Here is a 19,173-nt window from a genome sequence, read left to right on the forward strand (position 1 = left end):
AATCTTACCCGGATGAGCAACTGGCAAAAATTGATTCGATTGTAACCACACGCGAACGACTGGCTCAGGAAGCAGCTGCTGCCGAAGCGGCTCGACTTGCAGCTATTCAGGCTGAAAAGGACAAGAACTACGCTGATGCAATTGCAAGGGCAGATGATCTGTTTGAAGCCAAAGAATATGAGAATTCTAAAAATGAATACCGTTCGGCTTTAACGATTAAACCGGAGGAAGAATATCCTCAACAGCAAATTAGCGAAATCGACAGGATATTGAGGGAACTTGCAGCAGCAAAAGCGGCGCAGGAAGAGTTGGACAGAAAGTATGCTGCGTTTATCACCAATGCCGATCGTTATTTTAATACCAACAATTTTAATCCGGCGAAAGAAAATTACCAGGAGGCGTCGAACTTAAAACCTGAGGAGCAGTATCCAAAAACGAGACTTGCCGAAATCGATAGTATTCTGGAGCAACGTGTTATCGATGAGAAATACCGCAACATTATTGTGGTTGCCGATGGTCATTTCCGCACGAAGAAATACGACGATGCCAGGTTACAGTACGAACTGGCGCTGGGGGTAAAACCTGAGGAAGAATACCCGCGTACCCAAATCCAGCGAATTGATGATATATGGGCGCAAGAGAAAGCTCAGGCACAGGCTGAAGCCGATGCAGCCAAAGATCTGGAGCAGCGTAAAGCTAACATTGCTGCCATGCAGGAAGAACTCGATGAACAGCGAATTCTTGAAGAATCAGGAATTAACGCGTTATACGATCAGCTGATCATAAAAGCTGATGCCTTCTTCGACGACACACAATACAATGTTTCCCGGGCCTGGTATTTCAAGGCACTTGATTTGAGGCCGGAAGAAGCTTATCCGCAACAACGTATCAATGAGATAAACCGAATTCTGAATGGAATGATGATGAGTCAGCGCGACAGGGAATACCAACGTTTTATTGATTTGGCCGACAATAGTTTCCGCGAAAACGAACTCGCAGTAGCCCGTGGTTGGTACAACCAGGCATTGGGACAAAAATCGGACGAGCAGTACCCCAGAGATCAGTTGGCTGAAATTGAAAGATTGGTACAGGAACGTCTGCAGGGACGTTCAGCCGAACGAGTGACTCAATACAAAGCTACGGCTAAGAAAGCCCTGGATTCAGGGAATTTGAACGTTGCGCGCTTCTGGTACAAAAAAGCACTGGAACTGAATCCGGATGACGACGAAGCAAAAAACGGGTTGAGTGAGACCAGGTAATGGAGTTATGTTTGTTGTGAATTGTTTATTTTAAGACTGTAAGAACGTCATCTCGTCCCGATATTTATCTGGATATTTCGGAATCTTTTAGATATCTGTTGAGATGCTGAAATGAATTCAGCATGACGATTGTTCTTAATGACTAAATGAGTAACTAGTCGTTTACGGCAATTGATAGTTTTACTGAAAAGCTTTCGAAATTGCCATTTGCAATACCGGTAAAAAAGCCGACATTACCAACAAAAAACAGGTTATTTAGGCTGTAACCAACTTCCCAGTAATTTTCCCACGATGGATTTCGGCTGAAATAATTCAGGTGCAGACTTTCGCTCCAGGTTTTACGATTTACAAACGACAGGTAACGCAGTAAAACATATTCACTTCGGTATTCTCCTGAAAGGTTGATGTAGCCTTCTTTTGAAGCCGGTTCGTAATCGTTAAGCAATTGCAAAGTATTAGTAAATGGAATAAAAGCTACAGGTATTTCCGAGGTCTGAAAATGTTTGTATTCCGAAAAATGTAATTGATCGGCATTTAAAAAGTAACCGGCGTTTAATTTCCAGGCTATTCCTGAAGTTGGCGAAATATTAGCCTCCTGCCTGAATTGGAAATCTATCTGAGTGTAATCAGAACCCGAGGAAAATACGCCTTTTAAGCCCTGTTTAAAACTGACCTGGAAACGGTAGTAATCATCGAGAAATAGAAAGGGCGATTCCTGCAGCCAGGGCTTGTAGATCCTTTCGTAATATTCCAATCCCAGTTCCCATGTAAAACTTTTTTGTTCCAACAACGCTTCATCGGTCATGGAAAGTCCTCCGGGTATGTTCGGTTCGAAATCCTTATTGTCACTTAATAAATAATCTGCATGATTTTCGAGCGGGTAAAAATGATTGTAGTCGATATTCAACCGTGCAGTCCATTGTTTTTTGAACCGCTGCGAAACACTAAGTCCGGCAAATTTTGTTTCATAAAGCTTCATGTAATTCTCGGCAAAAAACCACGAACTTAGCGCATTTAAAATCGGATCAATACCATATTCGCTTTTAAAATCCCTGCTCATTTTACCGGCTTTTAACTCCAGACTATTTCCGTATCCGAGAATGTTTACTAGCCGTGTGCTAACGCTGCCAAACACTGCTTTTCTGTTAAATGCGTAACCAAATTCAGGAGTTAGGTAAATGGTTTTGGCCGAATCGGGATTGTAACTCAGCTGAAAGAATTGCTTGTATTTGTAGCCATCAACTGCATTAAAATCGAAGTTCTCTAGATTGATCAATCCGCTGTAGCGCAAGCGGGTCAGTGAATCCCTGTACAAATCGTAACTGCCAAATGCAATTTTCGATAATTTTGATTTACGACGCTCAGCATCACTTCGTAAGGTATCTGTTTCGGTGCTTTCCATCGATTTTAATGAATCGGCCATCTGGTAACTGGCCACTTCGGACGGTGTCAGCGGAATCGCACGGATAGTATCCCAACGCATATTTTCAACAAGTGAATCTTTTTGATCGTTGATGTTGTAATTGGTATAAAAATCAGATATCACACGAGTTGAATCTTTGTATTCCTGTTTTAGGATCTTTCGATTAAGACGAGCTACTTTCCTGACGTCTGTATTGCTGAGTTCTTCTTTTTGTGTGATCTGTTCTACCTGTTCTTTCAATGCATTTGTTTTTTCACTTTCTGCTTTCGTGATTTCCTTTTCGGCAACTATCGTATCAGCGAGCCGAGGAACGATCCCTGAAGCATAATTGTCAACAATCGAATCGTATTTTACCGAGGCTCCGTAGTAAAAATTTCCACGCATTCCCAGCGCTCCAAAATTTCCTGTAATGTTGTGCGAAACCGGCAGCCAGTTTTCGTTGCCAAGGTTCTCGAATTGTTGCTTGATGCGGTAATCCACAAATTCAAAAGTCGAGCTGAAATCGAGGTTGTAAATGCACCAAAGCTGATCGACAATATAAATGTAACCTTTAACCAGTTCGTCGCTCTTTCGTTTTGGCCTTACTTTAATTTTGAAAACATCGAAATCGCCTACTGTGATAAAGCCCTCGTACCTGAAATCGTAATGGCGAAGTGCCGGTGCAGACAGGGGAGAGATCACCTGTTCCGGTCGTTCTTCATAATAGCTGGTGGTCATCAGGCCCATTACCGGAGGTTCATCAATTCCGGTCAGCGATGTTTTTTTGCTGATCACTTTCTGATCGTAATGATTGGGATAATCAAACGTTATTTTGTTCTGCGACTCCATCACGTAAGTCACGTTTTCCTTAAAATAGTCTTTAAATTTCTTACCGTCTTCCACCTCCTGTTTCTTTATGAAATTCGGAATATTGGTAAATTCAAAATTTGCTTTTATGTACAGGTCGGCCACATAATGCTTTATTTTCTCGCGGTAATAAGGGGCTTTTGCAATGGCTTTTCGCATGATAAAATATGCAGGATCTTCTTTACCCGGAAATATCTTTACTTCTTTTAATTCAAATTTCTGGATCTGCATAACTACCGGAAGAAAAACACTGTCGCGGTTAATTTTAACGATCGTATTCTTTTGCAAGAATCCCATCGATCGGATGGTAAGGTGATAACTGCCGTGGGCCAGTTGAAACTGAAAATTTCCGTCGACATTCGACGTGGTGCCTTCCCGGGTTTCACTGATAAAAATGGTAGCATAAGGAATGGGGTGATTTTGTTCGTCGGTAATTTTTCCTGATAGAATTTGTGCACCTGACTGAAAGGAAAGTAGAATTAAAAAAATCAGAATGACCGTCAACCGGTATTTATGATCTGTTCTCCGCATGAATTTGGCTTGCTAAGTGTTTTAACTGCAAATAACAACTTTTCAATTCATCAAAAAAATAATTTTCGTTAAAAACCCTTTAACCAACTATCAATGAATCGAATATTGGGTTAAATAAGATTGTCGAAAAAGAAATAACTCATTCCTCCGATTTTTCCATATTCCATTTGCCGACAATAATAAATTGAAAAACAATAAAAGGAATCGTAATCAACAAGAGAATTTCCCAGCCCACAGCAAATATAAACCAACCTGCAGAGAGCGATGCAACAGCCTGAACACCAAAAATAACAAAGTCGTTTACAGCTTGTACTTTAAACCGCTCGCTTGGTTTGTAGGAGCGTGGCAGCAGGGTAGTGGCACCAATAAAAAGAAAGTTCCAGCCAATTCCCAACAACACCAACGAGATCCAGTAATTTCCAAGTGCTTTGCCGGTAAATGCAATGGCAATGCACACCAGATAGGCAATCAGTCCGGTCATCATCATTCGTGCAATCCCCAGCTTTTTAATCACCCATGCTGCAACCAGCGACGGAAGGAACATGGCAACAATATGACTTTGTATGACCCACTTGGTATGTTCTAGCGTGTGACCGTCCATAACGTGCATGCTCACCGGCGTGGCTGTCATAATAAAACTCATTACTGCGTAACCGATGGTAGCACTCAGTAAAGCAACCCAGAAAACTCGTTGTTTTAGAATTTCTTTTAAAGCACGTTGAGGATTTTTATGGCTTTCATCACGTGTAATCGGATTTTTAAAAGCAAATAAGAACAGGAGCCCCAGAGCAAACAATCCGGCCAGCAGTATAAATGAGCCGGTATATTCAACCGATGTGAGATCTTTTCCAAGCAACGCAATCTCAGGCCCTGTAAATGCGGCCGCAATTCCACCAATCAAAACCATCGATGCAGCTTTAGGGATTAATTCTTCGCGCACACTTTCCATGGCCGCAAACCGAAACTGCATAACGCAGGAATAAGTCGTTCCCAGTAAAAATGTACTGGCACAAAACAGGTAAAAACTGGATATGGAAATGGCATAAGCCGCTAAAAATGCTACAAGGATGGAAAACACACCGATGATAAAAAACGACTTTTTTCTGCCGATGGTGTTCATCAGTAGAGTTACCGGAGGTATGGTTACTGCCGTTCCGATTACAATGCTGGCAACGGGAAGCGTGGCAAGCTTTTCGAGGGGAGCCAATTCAGCACCTACCAATCCTCCAACAAAAACAACCAACGAACTTACCGATAATAATAAGGCCTGAGCGATGGTTAATATCCACACATTACGTGGAAGCTCTTTCATTTTTTGAGTTTAAAATTCTACAATGAAACAACTTGGAAATAATTATGTTTTAAATTGAATTCAATAATAGCTGTAAATAGCTAATATCTTAAAGGCTTTCTATCGTATTCCTCCTGTTAGCTATGAGATTGAGCTTTAATTTGAAAAAACATGCTCTAAAAACTGTTTTTTGATTTCGTTTTAATTTTTACATTGCAGTACAGGACAGGACAGCATAGTAAAAACAGCTGTATGACATAAATATTCAATAAAACAACAAATATTATTTACAATGGCTAATAGACTAATTGGAAGACTACCTAAGGTAGGAATTCGCCCGGTAATCGACGGGCGCGAAAGAGGAGTGCGTGAATCGCTCGAGGTTCAAACCATGAACATGGCAAAGAACGCAGCGCATTTGATCGAGAAAAATCTGCGTTTTCCCGGTGGAGAAAAAGTAGAATGTGTGATTGCCGATACAACCATAGGAGGAGTGGCAGAAGCCGCTTTGTGTGCCGATAAATTTGCGGCCGAAGGTGTTGGCGTTTCGCTGACGGTTACTCCTTGCTGGTGTTACGGGACCGAAGTTATGGATGCCACTCCTATGATTCCAAAAGCAGTTTGGGGTTTTAACGGAACCGAGCGTCCGGGAGCAGTTTACCTGGCGGCTGCATTGGCGGGTTATAATCAAAAAGGATTCCCGACTTTTGGTATCTATGGTCGCGATGTTCAGGACAGCGACGACGAAAGTATTCCTGGGGATGTTTCTGAGAAGATTCTGCGCTTTGTAAAATCGGCTTTAGCAGTGGCGCAAATGAAAGGGAAATCCTATCTCTCGCTTGGTTACACTTCAATGGGTATTGCCGGATCGATGGTTAATCCCGATTTTTTTCAGGATTACCTGGGTATGCGTACTGAGTTTGTTGATATGACCGAAGTAAAACGTCGTCTGGATCAGGAGATATATGATAAAGAGGAATACGAAAAAGCACTGGCTTGGACTAACGAGAATATTATTGAAGGCGATGATTACAACGCGCCTGAACAGCAGTCGGACCGTGCACGTAAAGACTGGGAGTGGGAGACAGTTGTAAAAATGACGCTGATTATGCGCGACCTGATGATCGGTAACCCAAAACTGAAAGAAGCCGGATTTGGTGAAGAAGCCAACGGACACAATGCCATTGCCGGTGGTTTCCAGGGACAGCGTCAGTGGACTGATTATTACCCGAATGGTGACTATTCAGAAACAATTCTCAACAGTTCGTTCGATTGGAACGGAATTCGTGAAGCTTTTGTATTTGCCACCGAAAACGACAGCCTAAATGCAGTGCCAATGTTGTTTGGTCACCTCCTGACCAACACCGCACAGATCTTTTCTGATGTTCGTACCTACTGGAGCCCTGAAGCTGTTAAACGTGTGACAGGTAAAGATTTAACTGGTATGGCGAAAGACGGGCTTATTCACCTGATCAATTCAGGGTCGACCACAATGGATGCCACGGGGCAGCAAAAGGATGCTGAAGGAAACTCAGTAATGAAACCATTCTGGGAAATTACCGAGCAGGATGTTGATGCGTGTTTAAAAAACACCAAATTCTGTCCGGCAGAAACCGGATACTTCCGCGGAGGAGGTTTTTCGAGTCAGTTTAAAACCAGTGGTGAAATGCCCATAACCATGAGCCGGGTAAACCTGGTAAAAGGGCAGGGACCTGTGCTGCAAATTGCAGAAGGTTATACGATTGATTTGGAAGATGACATTCACAAAGTATTGGATGAACGCACCAATCCAACCTGGCCAACCACCTGGTTTGCTCCAAAATTAACCGGAAAAGGTGCTTTTAAAGATGTGTATTCGGTCATGGCCAACTGGGGAGCAAATCACGGTGCCATTAGCTACGGACACATTGGTGCCGACCTGATCACACTGGCTTCTATTCTGCGTATTCCGGTTTGTATGCACAATGTTGAAGAGGACCAGATTTTCCGTCCAAGTGCATGGAATGCGTTTGGTGAAGATAAAGAAGGCTCGGATTATCGCGCCTGCGCGAATTTTGGACCAATTTACGGATAGCACATAAAAGGTGTCTGAAAGCGTGATATTGCCGTCATTCTGAACTTGTTTCAGAATCTTGTTGATTTGACAGAACCTGAAATAAATTCAGCGTGACGATTTGGCTAACTTATACTTTCAGACACCTAATTTAAAATAGCATGGCAAAACCAAGATTTAAAATAGATGATACTGCAGGGCAAACCAAATTGCAACAACTGGTGCATTCTATTTCGGAAGCCATTGCGAATGGTTTGCTTAAAAATGGAGACATGCTGCCTTCGGTGAATCAATTGAGTGCCGACAGTGGTTTTTCGCGAGATACGGTGTTTAAGGCTTATAACATATTGAAGCAACGCAACCTGATTGAATCGGCACCAACGAAAGGTTATTTTGTGTCGGGCGATTCTTTTAAAGTATTCATGCTGCTCGATGATTTCAGCGCTTTTAAGGAGCAACTCTATCAATCGTTTCGGCAAAACCTGCCCGAAACTTATTCTGTCGATCTTTTATTTCATCACTACAATCAGGAGGTTTTTACCCAGCTAATCGAGAACAGTTTAGGTCGTTACAGCATGTATATCGTAATGAATATTGACGAGGCGACAATTCATCCTGTTCTAAAGAAAATCGATCCCCACAAATTGCTAATTCTCGACATGGGAACTCCCGAAGATGAAAAAACAAACTACCTGCTTCAGGATTTTAGCCAGTCACTGGTTCAATGTTTGGATAAAGGTGCAGCACAACTTCAGAAATACGCCGAAATGGTGCTGGTCTACGATGAACAAATTACTCCTCATCCATCGGCTATTGTAACGGCAGTTAGCGGATTTTGTACCAAGCGTTCTATCGCTTTCAAACAAGTTAGTTCAATTCATCTCGATCAGGTAAAAGAAAATACCGCCTATTTTGTTATTCATGACGCCGATTTGGTGGAAGTGATCAAAAGCTGCCGGACAAAAAACCTTGAATTGGGTAAAGATGTTGGAGTACTCTCATACAACGATACACCTATGAAACAAATTGTTGGAGGCGGGATCACCGTTGTTTCAACCGATTTTGAAGAGATGGGCAGGGAAGCAGCCGAGTTTGTGAAAAATAAAAAGAAAGTAGCTAAAATATTAAGTACTTCGTTAATTTTACGTGATTCAATTTAATTACGTAATGAAACGACTTAGTATATCTCTGCTTGTAATGTTTTCTTCCTTTGTTTTCGCAACTGTAAACGCGCAGAATTTGAATACAAAATTTTCCTCGATTGCCATTGGTAATCCCGTTCTGAAAGGAAATACCATCTACCACAACGAGTTGCAAACTTTCACATTAAAAGGTGCCGGCGAGAACATGTGGTTCGATAATGACGAGTTTTGGTTTGTTTTTCAAAAGGTAAAAGGTGATTTTATCTTTTCTGCTAATGTTCAGTTTGTTGGCGAAGGTGTAAATCCTCATCGAAAAATTGGTTTGATGGCCCGCTCTGATTTTGATGCCAATTCGGCCTATGTCAATGTTTGTGTACATGGCGATGGATTGACCGGAATGCAATTCCGCGAAAAAAAAGGAGAGAATACCGATGAAATTCCATCGGAGCTTAATGCACCGCAGTTTATTCAGCTGGAAAGGAAAGGAGACACATATATTGTTCGTATTTCAAAGGATAGACAGCCTTTAATCACCGTTGCTGAAAAGCAATTTGATCTGGGTGCTGAAGTTTCTATTGGGATGTTTATCTGTTCGCACGACACAGGTGTGGTGGAAACAGCCAAATTCAGTAATGTGCGCATTGAAATTCCGGCAGCCGAAGGTGTTGATGGTTATCGGAATCCATCACCCAGCCGCCTCGAAATTTTGGAGGTGGCAAGCGGAAACAGGAAGATCATTTACGAAACCGACGAGCACATTGAAGCACCAAACTGGTCGCGCGACGGTAAGTTTCTGATTTATAACTCGGACGGAAAATTGTACAAATTTGATGCTGAAACGATGAAGCCAGAGGAAATCAATACCGGATTTGCACAATCAAATAATAATGACCACGGAATTTCTTTTGACGGGAAAACATTGGCGATCAGTAATCATGTGGAAGAGAATGGCGTAAATCATTCAATAATATATACAGTCCCGATAGAAGGCGGCACGCCAAAAAGGATTACCGAAAAAGGGCCATCGTACTGGCACGGTTGGTCGCCCGATGGAAAGTGGCTGACTTATTGTGCCGAGCGAAACGGCAATTACGATGTTTACAAAATTCCTTCGGCCGGAGGGAAAGAGATTCGCCTGACTACAATAGAAGGATTGGATGACGGGCCCGAATATTCACCGGATGGAAAATACATCTATTTTAATTCTACACGTAGTGGAATGATGCAGATATGGCGAATGAAACCCGATGGTTCGGAACAAGAGCAGGTGACATTTGATAACTACCAGAACTGGTTTGCACATCCTTCACCCAATGGTAAATGGCTGATCATGATTTCATATCCGCCCGAGGTGCCGGCGGCTTCGCATCCGCACAATCAGCGTGTTATGCTGCGACTGATGCCTGCAGATGGCGGTGAAATCAAAGTGGTTGCTTTTTTGTACGGCGGTCAGGGCACCATCAACGTTCCTTCTTGGAGCCCCGATTCAAAGAAGGTGGCTTTTGTTTCGTATACTTATTGATTACAGGCCAAGTTCGTCGCTGATTTCGCGCATGGCGTTTACTGAAAGCTCGGCAAATTCGTGAATTGGAATTCCGATTTTCTCACATTCTAAAATATTCTCACGTTTCACAGAAGCGGCAAAAGCTTTTTGCTTCATTCTCTTGGTCACCGATTTTGGTTTAACACTGGCCAGCTTTTTATCGGGATAAACGAGCGTTGTTGCGGTAACCAACCCGGTTATGGTTTCGCCTGCTGCCAGTGCTTGCTGAAATTTCGTAGAACGTTCCTTACCTGTCGCCATTTCATTGTGCATTACAATGGCATCAAGCATTTCATCGGTAACTTTTCCCTTTAGAATATTTTCAGCGTATGGACCATGTTTTTTGGGGTCGGCATTTGTTATTTCCACGTCAATATCGTGCAGCAAGCCTGCCAGACCGTATTCATCTTCATCTTCGCCCAACTTACGGGCAATAGCACGTAACACAGCTTCTGAAGCCAGACAGTGTTTACGCATATTTTCGGCTTTAATATTTTCGTTTAATAATTGCAAGGCATCGTCTCTCGAAATCATAAATTTGGTTTTTAGTTTGCTTAAAAATAGTAATAAATTTGTGCCTTTGATTAAAACAATACTTTTCAGAATTTCAAAAATGTAAAATGCTTGAGATCGAACGCAAATTTTTAGTGGATACCCATAAATGGTGGCCGACTACCCGCGGAGAAAAAATTATTCAGGGATATTTGTCGACTGATAAAAAACGAGTTGTACGTGTAAGAGTAAAAGGCGAAAAGGCTTTTATTACGATTAAAGGCGAAACTAAGGGAATTACCCGCACCGAACTGGAATATGAAATTCCTGCTGAGGATGCATCGGTTCTGTTAAAAATGTGCGTAGATCATCCGATTGAAAAGATCAGGTACCTTGAAGAAATTCAGGGAAAAGTTTGGGAAGTTGATGTATTTAAAAATCAAAACGATGGTTTGGTTTTAGCCGAAATTGAACTTCAGGATGAACACGAAGAAATTGTACTGCCCGACTGGATTTTAAGCGAAGTAAGCAACGATAAGCGCTACTTTAATGCCTGGCTGGCACAACATCCGTTTGCAACTTGGTAAAGTTTTTGTAAGAAAGCACCACTTTATTAAGAAGGTTTTGTTAATTCCTGATTTTATTCAGGAGCAAAGCATATAACATAAATGCTAATTTTGCGTTTGAAGAAAAAGCTAAAAACAGAAACATGGTTCAAGCAAAAATAAGAACAATTTTAGTTGCTCTTTTTTGTATTACATTCCTACAAACAACATTTGCTCAGAAGAAAACAGAAACCAATGATCAGGAGGTCCTGGAATCCGGAATTGAAATTCTTCGTACGTATTTTTTACAGGATAAAAACTGGCATGTAACGGATGCCGATGTCCGAACAAACATTAGGAGCCTGATCAATTTTTTTGAAGACATTCCACTGGATACTGCGCTTTACTTTCTCCACCAAAAGCAATTGGCCGATACCTTCTACGTATACCGACTGCCTGAAAATGTTGAGGACAGCCTGAGTGTTCCGGGTTATGTTCCTGCAGAGGAAATTAAAAGAAATGTAGAGCAAATTGGCATCGATTTGCAGAGCGAAGTTCAGCAAAATCCAATTCCGGTTCCTGAGCAGGTAATTGAAAATGCAAAATTGGAGGCACCACTGGTTCCACCCGATAAAGGAATGGTTCTGTTTGCGGATGGAAGCTATGTTTTTCCCGACACTTTGATTATTCCGGAAGTTATACCCGACAGCATTTTAAATTCGCCCGAGGAGTTTCAGCGACTGGTAAAAATCGATAGCCTTAGAAGTGCATATGTGGAACAAAAACGACTGGAATACAACGATTCTGTAACCACAGAAACCGTTAATCGTGTTGCTCAGGAATACCGTCAAAACATGTTTGAGCAACAACTTCGGTTCAAGACAAATCGGTATCGCGATTCGGTAACACTAAATAATTACAGGGTGTTGCGCATTTACAACGACAGGGTGATGGACGAAGTGAACGACACCTTAAAAGTCGTGATCGACCTGCTGACTTCGTATGCCGATTACATCGATACCACTACGGTAAATGTGTTGAACATGAATGGTGATCCGGTGACAGTAACCATGCAGAATGGCAACACTCATTTTGCCAAAATGTGGCTAAAAAATGCTCAAAACGATTCGCTGCAGCTGGTTCTGAAATCGATGGATAAAAAGTCAGTTCAGTTGCTGGTAAGTGATGGTGTTACTTTTAACCGTTTTTCAGAAAGGCAAACCAAAGATTTTGATTTTGAAAGTTTGAAAGAAAATAAATCAGGATTTTCGAAAATGAAGAATCCTTATGCTGTTGAAACACCGTGGATATTAAATGGTGAAGGATCGGTCGGTTTTACACAAACCTACTACGAGAACTGGAAGAAAGGGGGAGAAAGTGCCATTTCGCTCTTGTTAAACTTAAAAGGTTCGGCCAATTATTCGAGTGCCGATGCAAAAATAAAATGGGAAAACTCGGCCGAAATACGAAATGGCTGGCTGCAGCCCGGTGGTAAAGGATCGGAGCTAAAAAAGAACGATGATAAAGTTGAAGTGACTTCACGCTTCGGTTTGAGAGCGCACAAAAAGTGGTATTACAGTGGTGAATTCAATTTTAATACCCAGTTTTTCAGGGGCTATAAATATCCAAAAGCAGATCATCCCGATCCGATTTCTGCGTTTATGTCACCTGCGAAAACTTATTTTAAACTCGGTATGGATTATAAACCCAATTCCGATTTCTCGCTGTTTTTATCGCCCATCACTGTAAAAAATGTATTTGTGAAGGATACCGCTCTGATCGATCAAACCAAGTTTGGTGTTGAAGCTGGAAGGAGGGCTTTCTGGGAGCCGGGTTTGAATGCTGAATTCAAATATAAAACCAATCTTACTCAGGACATTACCTGGGAGACCAAATACAAAATGTTTGTGAATTACAGGGATCCGTTTAAAAAACTGGATATCGACTGGGAAAATAACCTGAGAGTACAGCTGACGGACTACATCAGCATGAGAATGATGCTTCATATGGTGTACGACGATGACGTGTTATTCCCGGTGTACGATGACGACGATAATAAGATCGGTGAAAAAGCTAAGCTGCAAATCAAGGAGTTTATTACTGTAGGATTTAATTACACCATCAATCGAAAAGTAACCCGGACAAAACGTGTGCGATAAGCCAACCGCTTTGCATTTCTCTCAAAAGGACTGAAACAGGATCGATAATTCCGGCGGAAGTTTTAAATTTGAAGGAAAGAGTTCTTGTGAATTCTCTAAAATGTTGAATTTGCAAAATCAAACAAATCAGAAATATGAAAAGCATAAAACGCTACTATACTTTAAAAGCTGCTCCGGCTGATGTATACAACGCACTTACCAATCCCAGGATGCTGGAAATCTGGACTGGGGAAGAGGTCGTGATGTCGACCGAAGCAGGCACTGAATTTTCCTTGTGGAACGGTAGTATTACAGGCCTGAATGTGGAATTTGAAGAGAACCGAAAAATCGTGCAGCAATGGTTTTTTGGCGATCAGGGAAATGACTCGATCGTTACCATTAAACTTCACCCTGATAAAAAAGGGACCAGTGTTGAATTGATTCATACCAATATCCCTGATGAAGCCTACGAGAACATTTCGGATGGATGGGATGAAGACTATTTTGGGGCCTTGAGGGAACTATTTATTTGATGGAGAATTCAGCGAACTATTACATCGAAAAGCTACAACTCGAGAAGCATCCTGAAGGAGGATGGTTTCGTGAAATTTATCGTTCGGACGATCGGATTCGAACCGCAATAGGCGAACGGGATGCCGGTACTTCTATTTATTATTTACTGGAGGGCAATGATTTTTCGGCTTTTCATCGCATTAAATCCGACGAAATCTGGCATTATTATGCCGGAACCGGTGCTGTTGAAATTCTATGGATCGAAAATGGAAAACTACATGCTGCCAAACTTGGAAGAAACCTGGAGCGAGGCGAACATTTACAGCTGATTATTCCTAAAAATTGTTGGTTTGCCGCGCGTTTACCCGATACTGCATCTTTTGCACTTGCAGGTTGTACTGTAGCACCGGGCTTTTGTTTTGATGATTTTGAACTGGCTGACCAACGCATCTTGAAGGAATTTCCCGAACTCGCCGGGTTCATTGAAGTATTACTAAAAAAATAATTTCACAACGAAAATCAGTTTTTCAGCTCTTCCTGAAGTAAGTCGCGGATCAAAAGAAAATTATCTTCCAGCAAACTCATGCATTTAATAAAAAAATTATAGATATCGGGCCACTGATTTTGCCGATGAAGATCAACACCATCAAGTACTGTGTATATTCTACATACTTGCTTGTGACTGTCCTCGCGTTCGTGAAAGAATTCCCATATCAATCCACTTTCAAATCCGTCTTCCATAATTGTTTTGCAACGTTCCAGAAATTCGAAAGCTTTTAAGCGGAGGTTCTCATTTCGGCTTCCAAGTTCAAGGATAACTTTGGCATCTGTCCGGCCAATTTCAAAACGAAAGGCAATATCTTTAATCTTTGTTCGGTGTAGCATCCACTTTCTTTTTTTGTGACGCAGCGTGGGGTGCACATCGCAATATTGCCCAAAATTGGTCCAAAAATTTATGTTGAGTTGCTTGAGCTCTTCTTTCGAATACATTCGTCAAAATTAATAACTACATTTGAATTTGAAACGAAAAAACATCATGCGAAATCTTATTATAACAGCGATTTTATCAGTGTTTGTACTTTATGTGTCGGCTCAGCCTGTTGAAGTTCAGGCCGATTACAATGCGGTTGGAGATTGTATTTTCTCGGCCTATAACAATTCAAAAGTGCCACTTTTTCTGCACCTTAAATTTGGTGATTTACAAAATACTGCCTTTCCGGAATCCGTTCCCTACGTGAAAAAACTTACACCTGGATTCAACGATTTATTTACTTTGTTGCGTTACGAAGGGCAGGACGTGCCTCGTTTTAACTACGAAATAAAGGTATTCCGATCTAATCCTTTGTCAAAGATCGATTTCGATTTTCCGTATTTAATTCCATTTAAAGCAGGTAAAACAGTAAATGTCTTCGATGTAAAAGAAATTGAGGGTTTTTGGGGCAATGAAGATTTGGATTCATGGACGGCGGCAGGATTTTTTGCAAATGCCGGCGACGAAGTGTTTGCTTCGCGAAATGGGACAATTGCTGAAATAGCCGGTGCCGAACGAAAAGGTGATGCAAATCTGTGGTACAACGCGTGGACAAATACGGTAACAATTTTGCAGCCCGATGGTACTTTAATGTGTTACCACAATGTAACAGTTAACGATAAAAATCTGAAAGCAGGAGATGAAATTTATGCAGGGCAAAAACTGGGAGCGGTCAGCAGGGGAGAGGAACAGGTAAAAATCCTAATCATGTATCAGTCGCTTTTCTCCGATGATCCGAAATTTATTATTCCGAAATTTATTTACGATAACGACAAGATTGAAATATTAAATTCCAGTTCCGAATACGTGGTTACTCACCCCTACGAAATCAGGGCACTAGAGATGACCCGTAAAGAACAACGCAAAATACTCGGAAAACAAAATTAAATATTGATGTTCCGGTTAAGGTCGGTCTAAATATGGTTTGAAAAATTTGAGCACGACCATAAATTTCTAAAAGGAATTATTTGTTTTGATATTTCTATTTGGACTTCAAGTCGATCTGCGCCCCTGAATATTTTTCTCCAATTCACGTCTATCTAGCATTTTTATATAATATTTATACAGTTTAAAAGGTTATCCGAATAAGCAAAATAAATAGTGTCTATCTATTATAGATTTTAAAATATTGTGAATAAATGTTAAAGTTTTAATTTTTTACTAAATTCGCGCGAGTAATTATTGAGTGAGTAAGTTATTAACTTAAATTTTTATCTATGAAAAAAATTGCGCTTATGCTCTTAGGCATAGCCATGTTAGGCGTGCTGATGGTAGAAGCTCAGGTGGTAAATATTACCGGTACGGTTACGAGTTCCGATGATGGATTGCCAATTCCTGGAGTTTCAGTTGTAGTAAAAGGTACTACCATTGGTACCGTAACCAATCTCGATGGTGTTTATAATCTTAATGTTCCGGACGAAGCCGGACAAGTTTTGGTTTTCTCTTTTGTAGGGATGAAGACGCAGGAGGTTCCTGTTTCAGGTTCCAAAGTGGATGCCGTTCTTAGCCCCGACGTGATTGGTGTTGACGAAGTTATGGTTGTAGCCTACGGTACAGCCAAAAAGGAATCATTTACAGGTTCTGCAAGTACAGTAAAATCAGAGAATCTTGAAAAAATTCAAACCTCAAGTATCTCAAAAGCATTACAGGGAATGTCGGCAGGTGTTACTGTAACCAGTGGTTCCGGACAACCCGGTGCCAATGCCACAATCCGTATTCGTGGTATCAGCACATTTGGTGATGCTGATCCTCTGATTGTAGTTGATGGTTTCCCGTTTGACGGTAACCTTAACTCAATTACTACCGACGATATTGAATCGATGACAATTCTGAAAGATGCCTCAGCAACTGCATTATACGGTTCAAGGGCAGCCAATGGTGTAATCATGATTACCACCAAAAAAGGTCGTCAGGGAACATCTTCTTTTGAAGTAAAAGCTTCTTACGGTTTTAACAGTCGTGCTATTGAAGAATACGACCGTGTTAATGTTCCGCAGTACTACGAGTTGCAGTGGGAAGGAATCAGAAACGCGCTGATGGCTGCGGGTTCAACACCCTCGGAAGCAGCTGCAACAGCCAGCGAAGATCTTGTTTACACATTGGGTGGATACAATGCCTACAATGTGCCGGATAATCAGGTTGTTGGTACAAACGGCCAGATCACTTCCAGCGGACAATTGTTGTGGACTGATGACTGGCAGGAGGAAGCTTTTGTTACCGGAAATCGTCAGGAAGTTGTGTTGAATGCAAGTGGTGGTACCGAAAAAACGGACTACTTCCTTTCAGGAACCGTACTGGATGATGAAGGTATTATAAAAGCATCTGAATTCAGAAGGTATTCAGTTCGTGCCAACGTGAACTCGCAACTAAAAGATTGGGTAAAAGTGGGAATGAACGTTTCAGGTTCATTGTCGCGTCAAAACTTCCCGAATTCTTCAGGAAGTTCTTATGTGAACTCATTTATGTTCACCCGTTTTATTGCGCCCATTTATCCGGTTTATCTTTACGATAACGATGGTAATCTTCAAACAGATGCTGAAGGCAATAAAATATACGACTATGGTAATGAATACGGTCGTGCAAGATCTTATGGTTCGAATGTAAACCCACTGGGAACAATTGAACTGGATACTCGCGATTACGGTCGTGATATTTTCACCATGCGTAGTTATGCTGATTTCAAATTGATGGAAGGATTGAACTTTAAAGTTTCGATGAGTACTGACTTCTACAATTATTCAGCGTTAACTCACCAAAACCAAAAATATGGTGATGCACAGAATTTCCAGGGACGTTCAACACGCACAGGTACACGAACTTTCTCGTATACAGCTAACGAACTGGTGACTTACGACAAAACATTCGGAGATCATCATATCAACGTACTGGCCGGTCACGAGAACTACAAATATCGTTATAACTACCTGTCGGCAACACGTACAGGTTTCCCATTCCCTGGATTGGTTGAATTGGATGCTGCAGCAACTGCTGAAGGATCGGGTTCATACGAACACAACTACCGTATCGAAAGTTACCTGGCAAAGGTTGATTACGATTACAAAGATCGCTACTACGCTAGTTTTAACTTCCGTACCGATGGTAACTCACGTTTTGCCAAAGATGTTCGCTGGGGACAATTCTGGGGAGCGGGTGTTTCGTGGAGAATCTCGGAAGAGAACTTCATGCAAGATGCTGCCTGGATTAACAGTTTAAGACTGAAAGCAAGTTATGGTGAGCAGGGAAGTGACCGCATTGGTTCTTACTACGCTTACCAGGGACTTTATTCAACCGGATGGAATAACATTGATTATCCTGGATTACTTGCAAGTCGTTTGGCTACACCGGAGTTAACCTGGGAAGCACTGAAATCGACAAACGTAGGTGCCGAAACTAAATTCCTCGACCGTTACTCTGTAAATTTTGAATACTACATTAGAAACAATGAAGATTTGTTGTTTGAAAAACCACTGGCTCCTTCAACCGGTTTTACATCGATCGATGCAAACATTGCTGAGTTGCAAAACAAAGGTTTCGAAATTGAACTTGGAGCTTTACTGGTGAACCAAAACAACTTCAGGTGGAATCTGGATGTAAACCTGAGTAGTAACACCAACGAAATCAAATCGATTCCGCAGGAATTCATTATTGATGGAAGCAAACGTTGGGAAGTTGGTAAATCAATCTTCGATTTCTACATCGAAGAATATGCAGGTGTAAATTCTAACAACGGAAAATCAATGTGGTACTATGATATTCAGGAAACTGACGAAAATGGAGATCCGGTTTTTGATGATAACGGCGATCCTGTTCTTACAGGTGAACGCGGAACAACCGAAGAATATGCCGATGCAGATCGTTACTATGTTGGATCGGCACTTCCTGACTTTACAGGTGGTGTTGTGAACACCATGGAATTTTTCAACTTCGACCTGTCTGTGATGTTCAACTTTGGTCTTGGCGGAAAAGTTTATGATGGAAGTTACGCCGGATTAATGCACGGTGGTGAATATGGTGACCACTGGCACTCGGATATTCTTAACAGGTGGACTCCGGAAAATACAGATACTGATGTACCAATTATTGATGGTGATCAGGATGCTAATGGCCGTTCAACACGATTCCTTGTTGATGGCGATTACCTGAACTTTAGAAGCATTAACCTGGGGTACACAGTACCAACAAGTATAACTGAAAAAGCAAGGATCGATGTATTGAGGGTATATGTTGCGGCAGATAATGTTTACCTGTTCTCTAAACGAAAAGGACTCGATCCTCAGCAATCGCTTGGCGGAAATCCTGGAAACCAATATTCACCGATTAGAACCGTTTCATTTGGGTTAAATGTTAAATTTTAATTATTGGGAGGA

14 protein-coding genes are annotated in these 19,173 nt (G+C 41.5%); 10 read left to right on the forward strand and 4 right to left on the reverse strand.

Features of this window, described 5'->3' with window-relative positions:
• A partial coding sequence (locus WFY05_RS08125) for a hypothetical protein (RefSeq protein WP_340112295.1) occupies window positions 1–1,259 on the forward strand: 1,259 nt, incomplete at its 5' end.
• Between the two features lie 154 nt (window positions 1,260–1,413).
• Here the strand turns inward: WFY05_RS08125 and WFY05_RS08130 are convergent.
• Both WFY05_RS08130 and WFY05_RS08135 read right to left on the reverse strand, forming a co-directional pair.
• The gene (locus WFY05_RS08130) at window positions 1,414–4,059 is read right to left on the reverse strand and encodes a DUF5686 and carboxypeptidase regulatory-like domain-containing protein (protein ID WP_340112296.1); all 2,646 of its coding nucleotides are present in this window, start codon (window positions 4,057–4,059) and stop codon (window positions 1,414–1,416) included.
• Between the two features lie 139 nt (window positions 4,060–4,198).
• Window positions 4,199–5,371 (reverse strand): MFS transporter, encoded by a 1,173-nt coding sequence (locus WFY05_RS08135; protein WP_340112297.1) that lies wholly within the window; start codon window positions 5,369–5,371, stop codon window positions 4,199–4,201.
• A 271-nt stretch (window positions 5,372–5,642) separates the two neighbouring features.
• Between WFY05_RS08135 and WFY05_RS08140 the strand changes: the two genes are divergently transcribed.
• The 3 genes from WFY05_RS08140 (at window position 5,643) to WFY05_RS08150 (ending at window position 10,067) form a co-directional block, all read left to right on the forward strand.
• Window positions 5,643–7,424 carry an L-fucose isomerase gene (locus WFY05_RS08140; RefSeq protein ID WP_340112298.1) on the forward strand — a complete coding sequence of 594 codons (1,782 nt, stop codon included), beginning with the start codon at window positions 5,643–5,645 and terminating at the stop codon, window positions 7,422–7,424.
• A 140-nt stretch (window positions 7,425–7,564) separates the two neighbouring features.
• On the forward strand, window positions 7,565–8,563 hold the full coding sequence (locus tag WFY05_RS08145; RefSeq protein WP_340112299.1) for a GntR family transcriptional regulator: 999 nt from the start codon (window positions 7,565–7,567) through the stop codon (window positions 8,561–8,563).
• A gap of 79 nt (window positions 8,564–8,642) precedes the next feature.
• Window positions 8,643–10,067: a TolB family protein gene (locus WFY05_RS08150; RefSeq protein WP_340112300.1), complete on the forward strand. Its 1,425-nt coding sequence runs from the start codon at window positions 8,643–8,645 to the stop codon at window positions 10,065–10,067.
• On the opposite strand, the gene WFY05_RS08155 is transcribed toward WFY05_RS08150, so the two are convergent.
• Entirely contained in the window at window positions 10,068–10,622 is a 555-nt protein-coding gene (locus tag WFY05_RS08155; RefSeq protein ID WP_340112301.1) for an HD domain-containing protein, read from the reverse strand. It lies immediately after the preceding gene.
• A gap of 86 nt (window positions 10,623–10,708) precedes the next feature.
• On the opposite strand from WFY05_RS08155, the gene WFY05_RS08160 reads away from it, so the two are divergent.
• From WFY05_RS08160 to WFY05_RS08175, 4 genes are all read left to right on the forward strand, one after another.
• Window positions 10,709–11,167, forward strand: a complete 459-nt coding sequence (locus tag WFY05_RS08160; RefSeq protein WP_340112303.1) for a CYTH domain-containing protein — start codon at window positions 10,709–10,711, stop codon at window positions 11,165–11,167.
• 122 nt (window positions 11,168–11,289) lie between these two features.
• Window positions 11,290–13,284 carry a DUF3078 domain-containing protein gene (locus WFY05_RS08165; protein ID WP_340112305.1) on the forward strand — a complete coding sequence of 665 codons (1,995 nt, stop codon included), beginning with the start codon at window positions 11,290–11,292 and terminating at the stop codon, window positions 13,282–13,284.
• Window positions 13,285–13,418: 134 nt separating this feature from the next.
• Complete coding sequence (locus WFY05_RS08170; RefSeq protein ID WP_340112306.1) at window positions 13,419–13,796, forward strand: SRPBCC domain-containing protein; 378 nt, start codon at window positions 13,419–13,421, stop codon at window positions 13,794–13,796.
• Window positions 13,796–14,281, forward strand: a complete 486-nt coding sequence (locus WFY05_RS08175) for a cupin domain-containing protein (RefSeq protein ID WP_340112307.1) — start codon at window positions 13,796–13,798, stop codon at window positions 14,279–14,281. Before WFY05_RS08170 ends, WFY05_RS08175 begins: the two co-directional genes overlap by 1 nt.
• Before the next feature lie 14 nt (window positions 14,282–14,295).
• Here the strand turns inward: WFY05_RS08175 and WFY05_RS08180 are convergent, their stop codons facing one another.
• Window positions 14,296–14,766 (reverse strand): DUF4268 domain-containing protein, encoded by a 471-nt coding sequence (locus WFY05_RS08180; protein WP_340112308.1) that lies wholly within the window; start codon window positions 14,764–14,766, stop codon window positions 14,296–14,298.
• 46 nt (window positions 14,767–14,812) lie between these two features.
• Here WFY05_RS08180 and WFY05_RS08185 point away from each other — a divergent pair, with 46 nt between their 5' ends.
• On the forward strand, window positions 14,813–15,694 hold the full coding sequence (locus WFY05_RS08185; RefSeq protein ID WP_340112309.1) for a M23 family metallopeptidase: 882 nt from the start codon (window positions 14,813–14,815) through the stop codon (window positions 15,692–15,694).
• Window positions 15,695–16,023: 329 nt separating this feature from the next.
• Window positions 16,024–19,161, forward strand: coding sequence for a SusC/RagA family TonB-linked outer membrane protein (locus WFY05_RS08190; RefSeq protein WP_340112311.1), 3,138 nt, complete (start codon window positions 16,024–16,026; stop codon window positions 19,159–19,161).
• Window positions 19,162–19,173: the final 12 nt, after the last annotated feature.

Source organism: Maribellus mangrovi (genome assembly GCF_037646455.1).
GTDB classification, from domain to species: Bacteria; Bacteroidota; Bacteroidia; order Bacteroidales; family Prolixibacteraceae; genus Draconibacterium; species Draconibacterium mangrovi_A.

Coding starts and splice junctions, on each gene's coding strand:
- WFY05_RS08160 (WP_340112303.1), top strand. CDS start 10,709: ATGCTTGAGATCGAACGCAAATTTTTAGTGGATACCCATAAATGGTGG.
- WFY05_RS08155 (WP_340112301.1), bottom strand. CDS start 10,622: ATGATTTCGAGAGACGATGCCTTGCAATTATTAAACGAAAATATTAAA.
- WFY05_RS08145 (WP_340112299.1), top strand. CDS start 7,565: ATGGCAAAACCAAGATTTAAAATAGATGATACTGCAGGGCAAACCAAA.
- WFY05_RS08140 (WP_340112298.1), top strand. CDS start 5,643: ATGGCTAATAGACTAATTGGAAGACTACCTAAGGTAGGAATTCGCCCG.
- WFY05_RS08135 (WP_340112297.1), bottom strand. CDS start 5,371: ATGAAAGAGCTTCCACGTAATGTGTGGATATTAACCATCGCTCAGGCC.
- WFY05_RS08130 (WP_340112296.1), bottom strand. CDS start 4,059: ATGCGGAGAACAGATCATAAATACCGGTTGACGGTCATTCTGATTTTT.
- WFY05_RS08170 (WP_340112306.1), top strand. CDS start 13,419: ATGAAAAGCATAAAACGCTACTATACTTTAAAAGCTGCTCCGGCTGAT.
- WFY05_RS08180 (WP_340112308.1), bottom strand. CDS start 14,766: ATGTATTCGAAAGAAGAGCTCAAGCAACTCAACATAAATTTTTGGACC.
- WFY05_RS08175 (WP_340112307.1), top strand. CDS start 13,796: ATGGAGAATTCAGCGAACTATTACATCGAAAAGCTACAACTCGAGAAG.
- WFY05_RS08190 (WP_340112311.1), top strand. CDS start 16,024: ATGAAAAAAATTGCGCTTATGCTCTTAGGCATAGCCATGTTAGGCGTG.
- WFY05_RS08165 (WP_340112305.1), top strand. CDS start 11,290: ATGGTTCAAGCAAAAATAAGAACAATTTTAGTTGCTCTTTTTTGTATT.
- WFY05_RS08185 (WP_340112309.1), top strand. CDS start 14,813: ATGCGAAATCTTATTATAACAGCGATTTTATCAGTGTTTGTACTTTAT.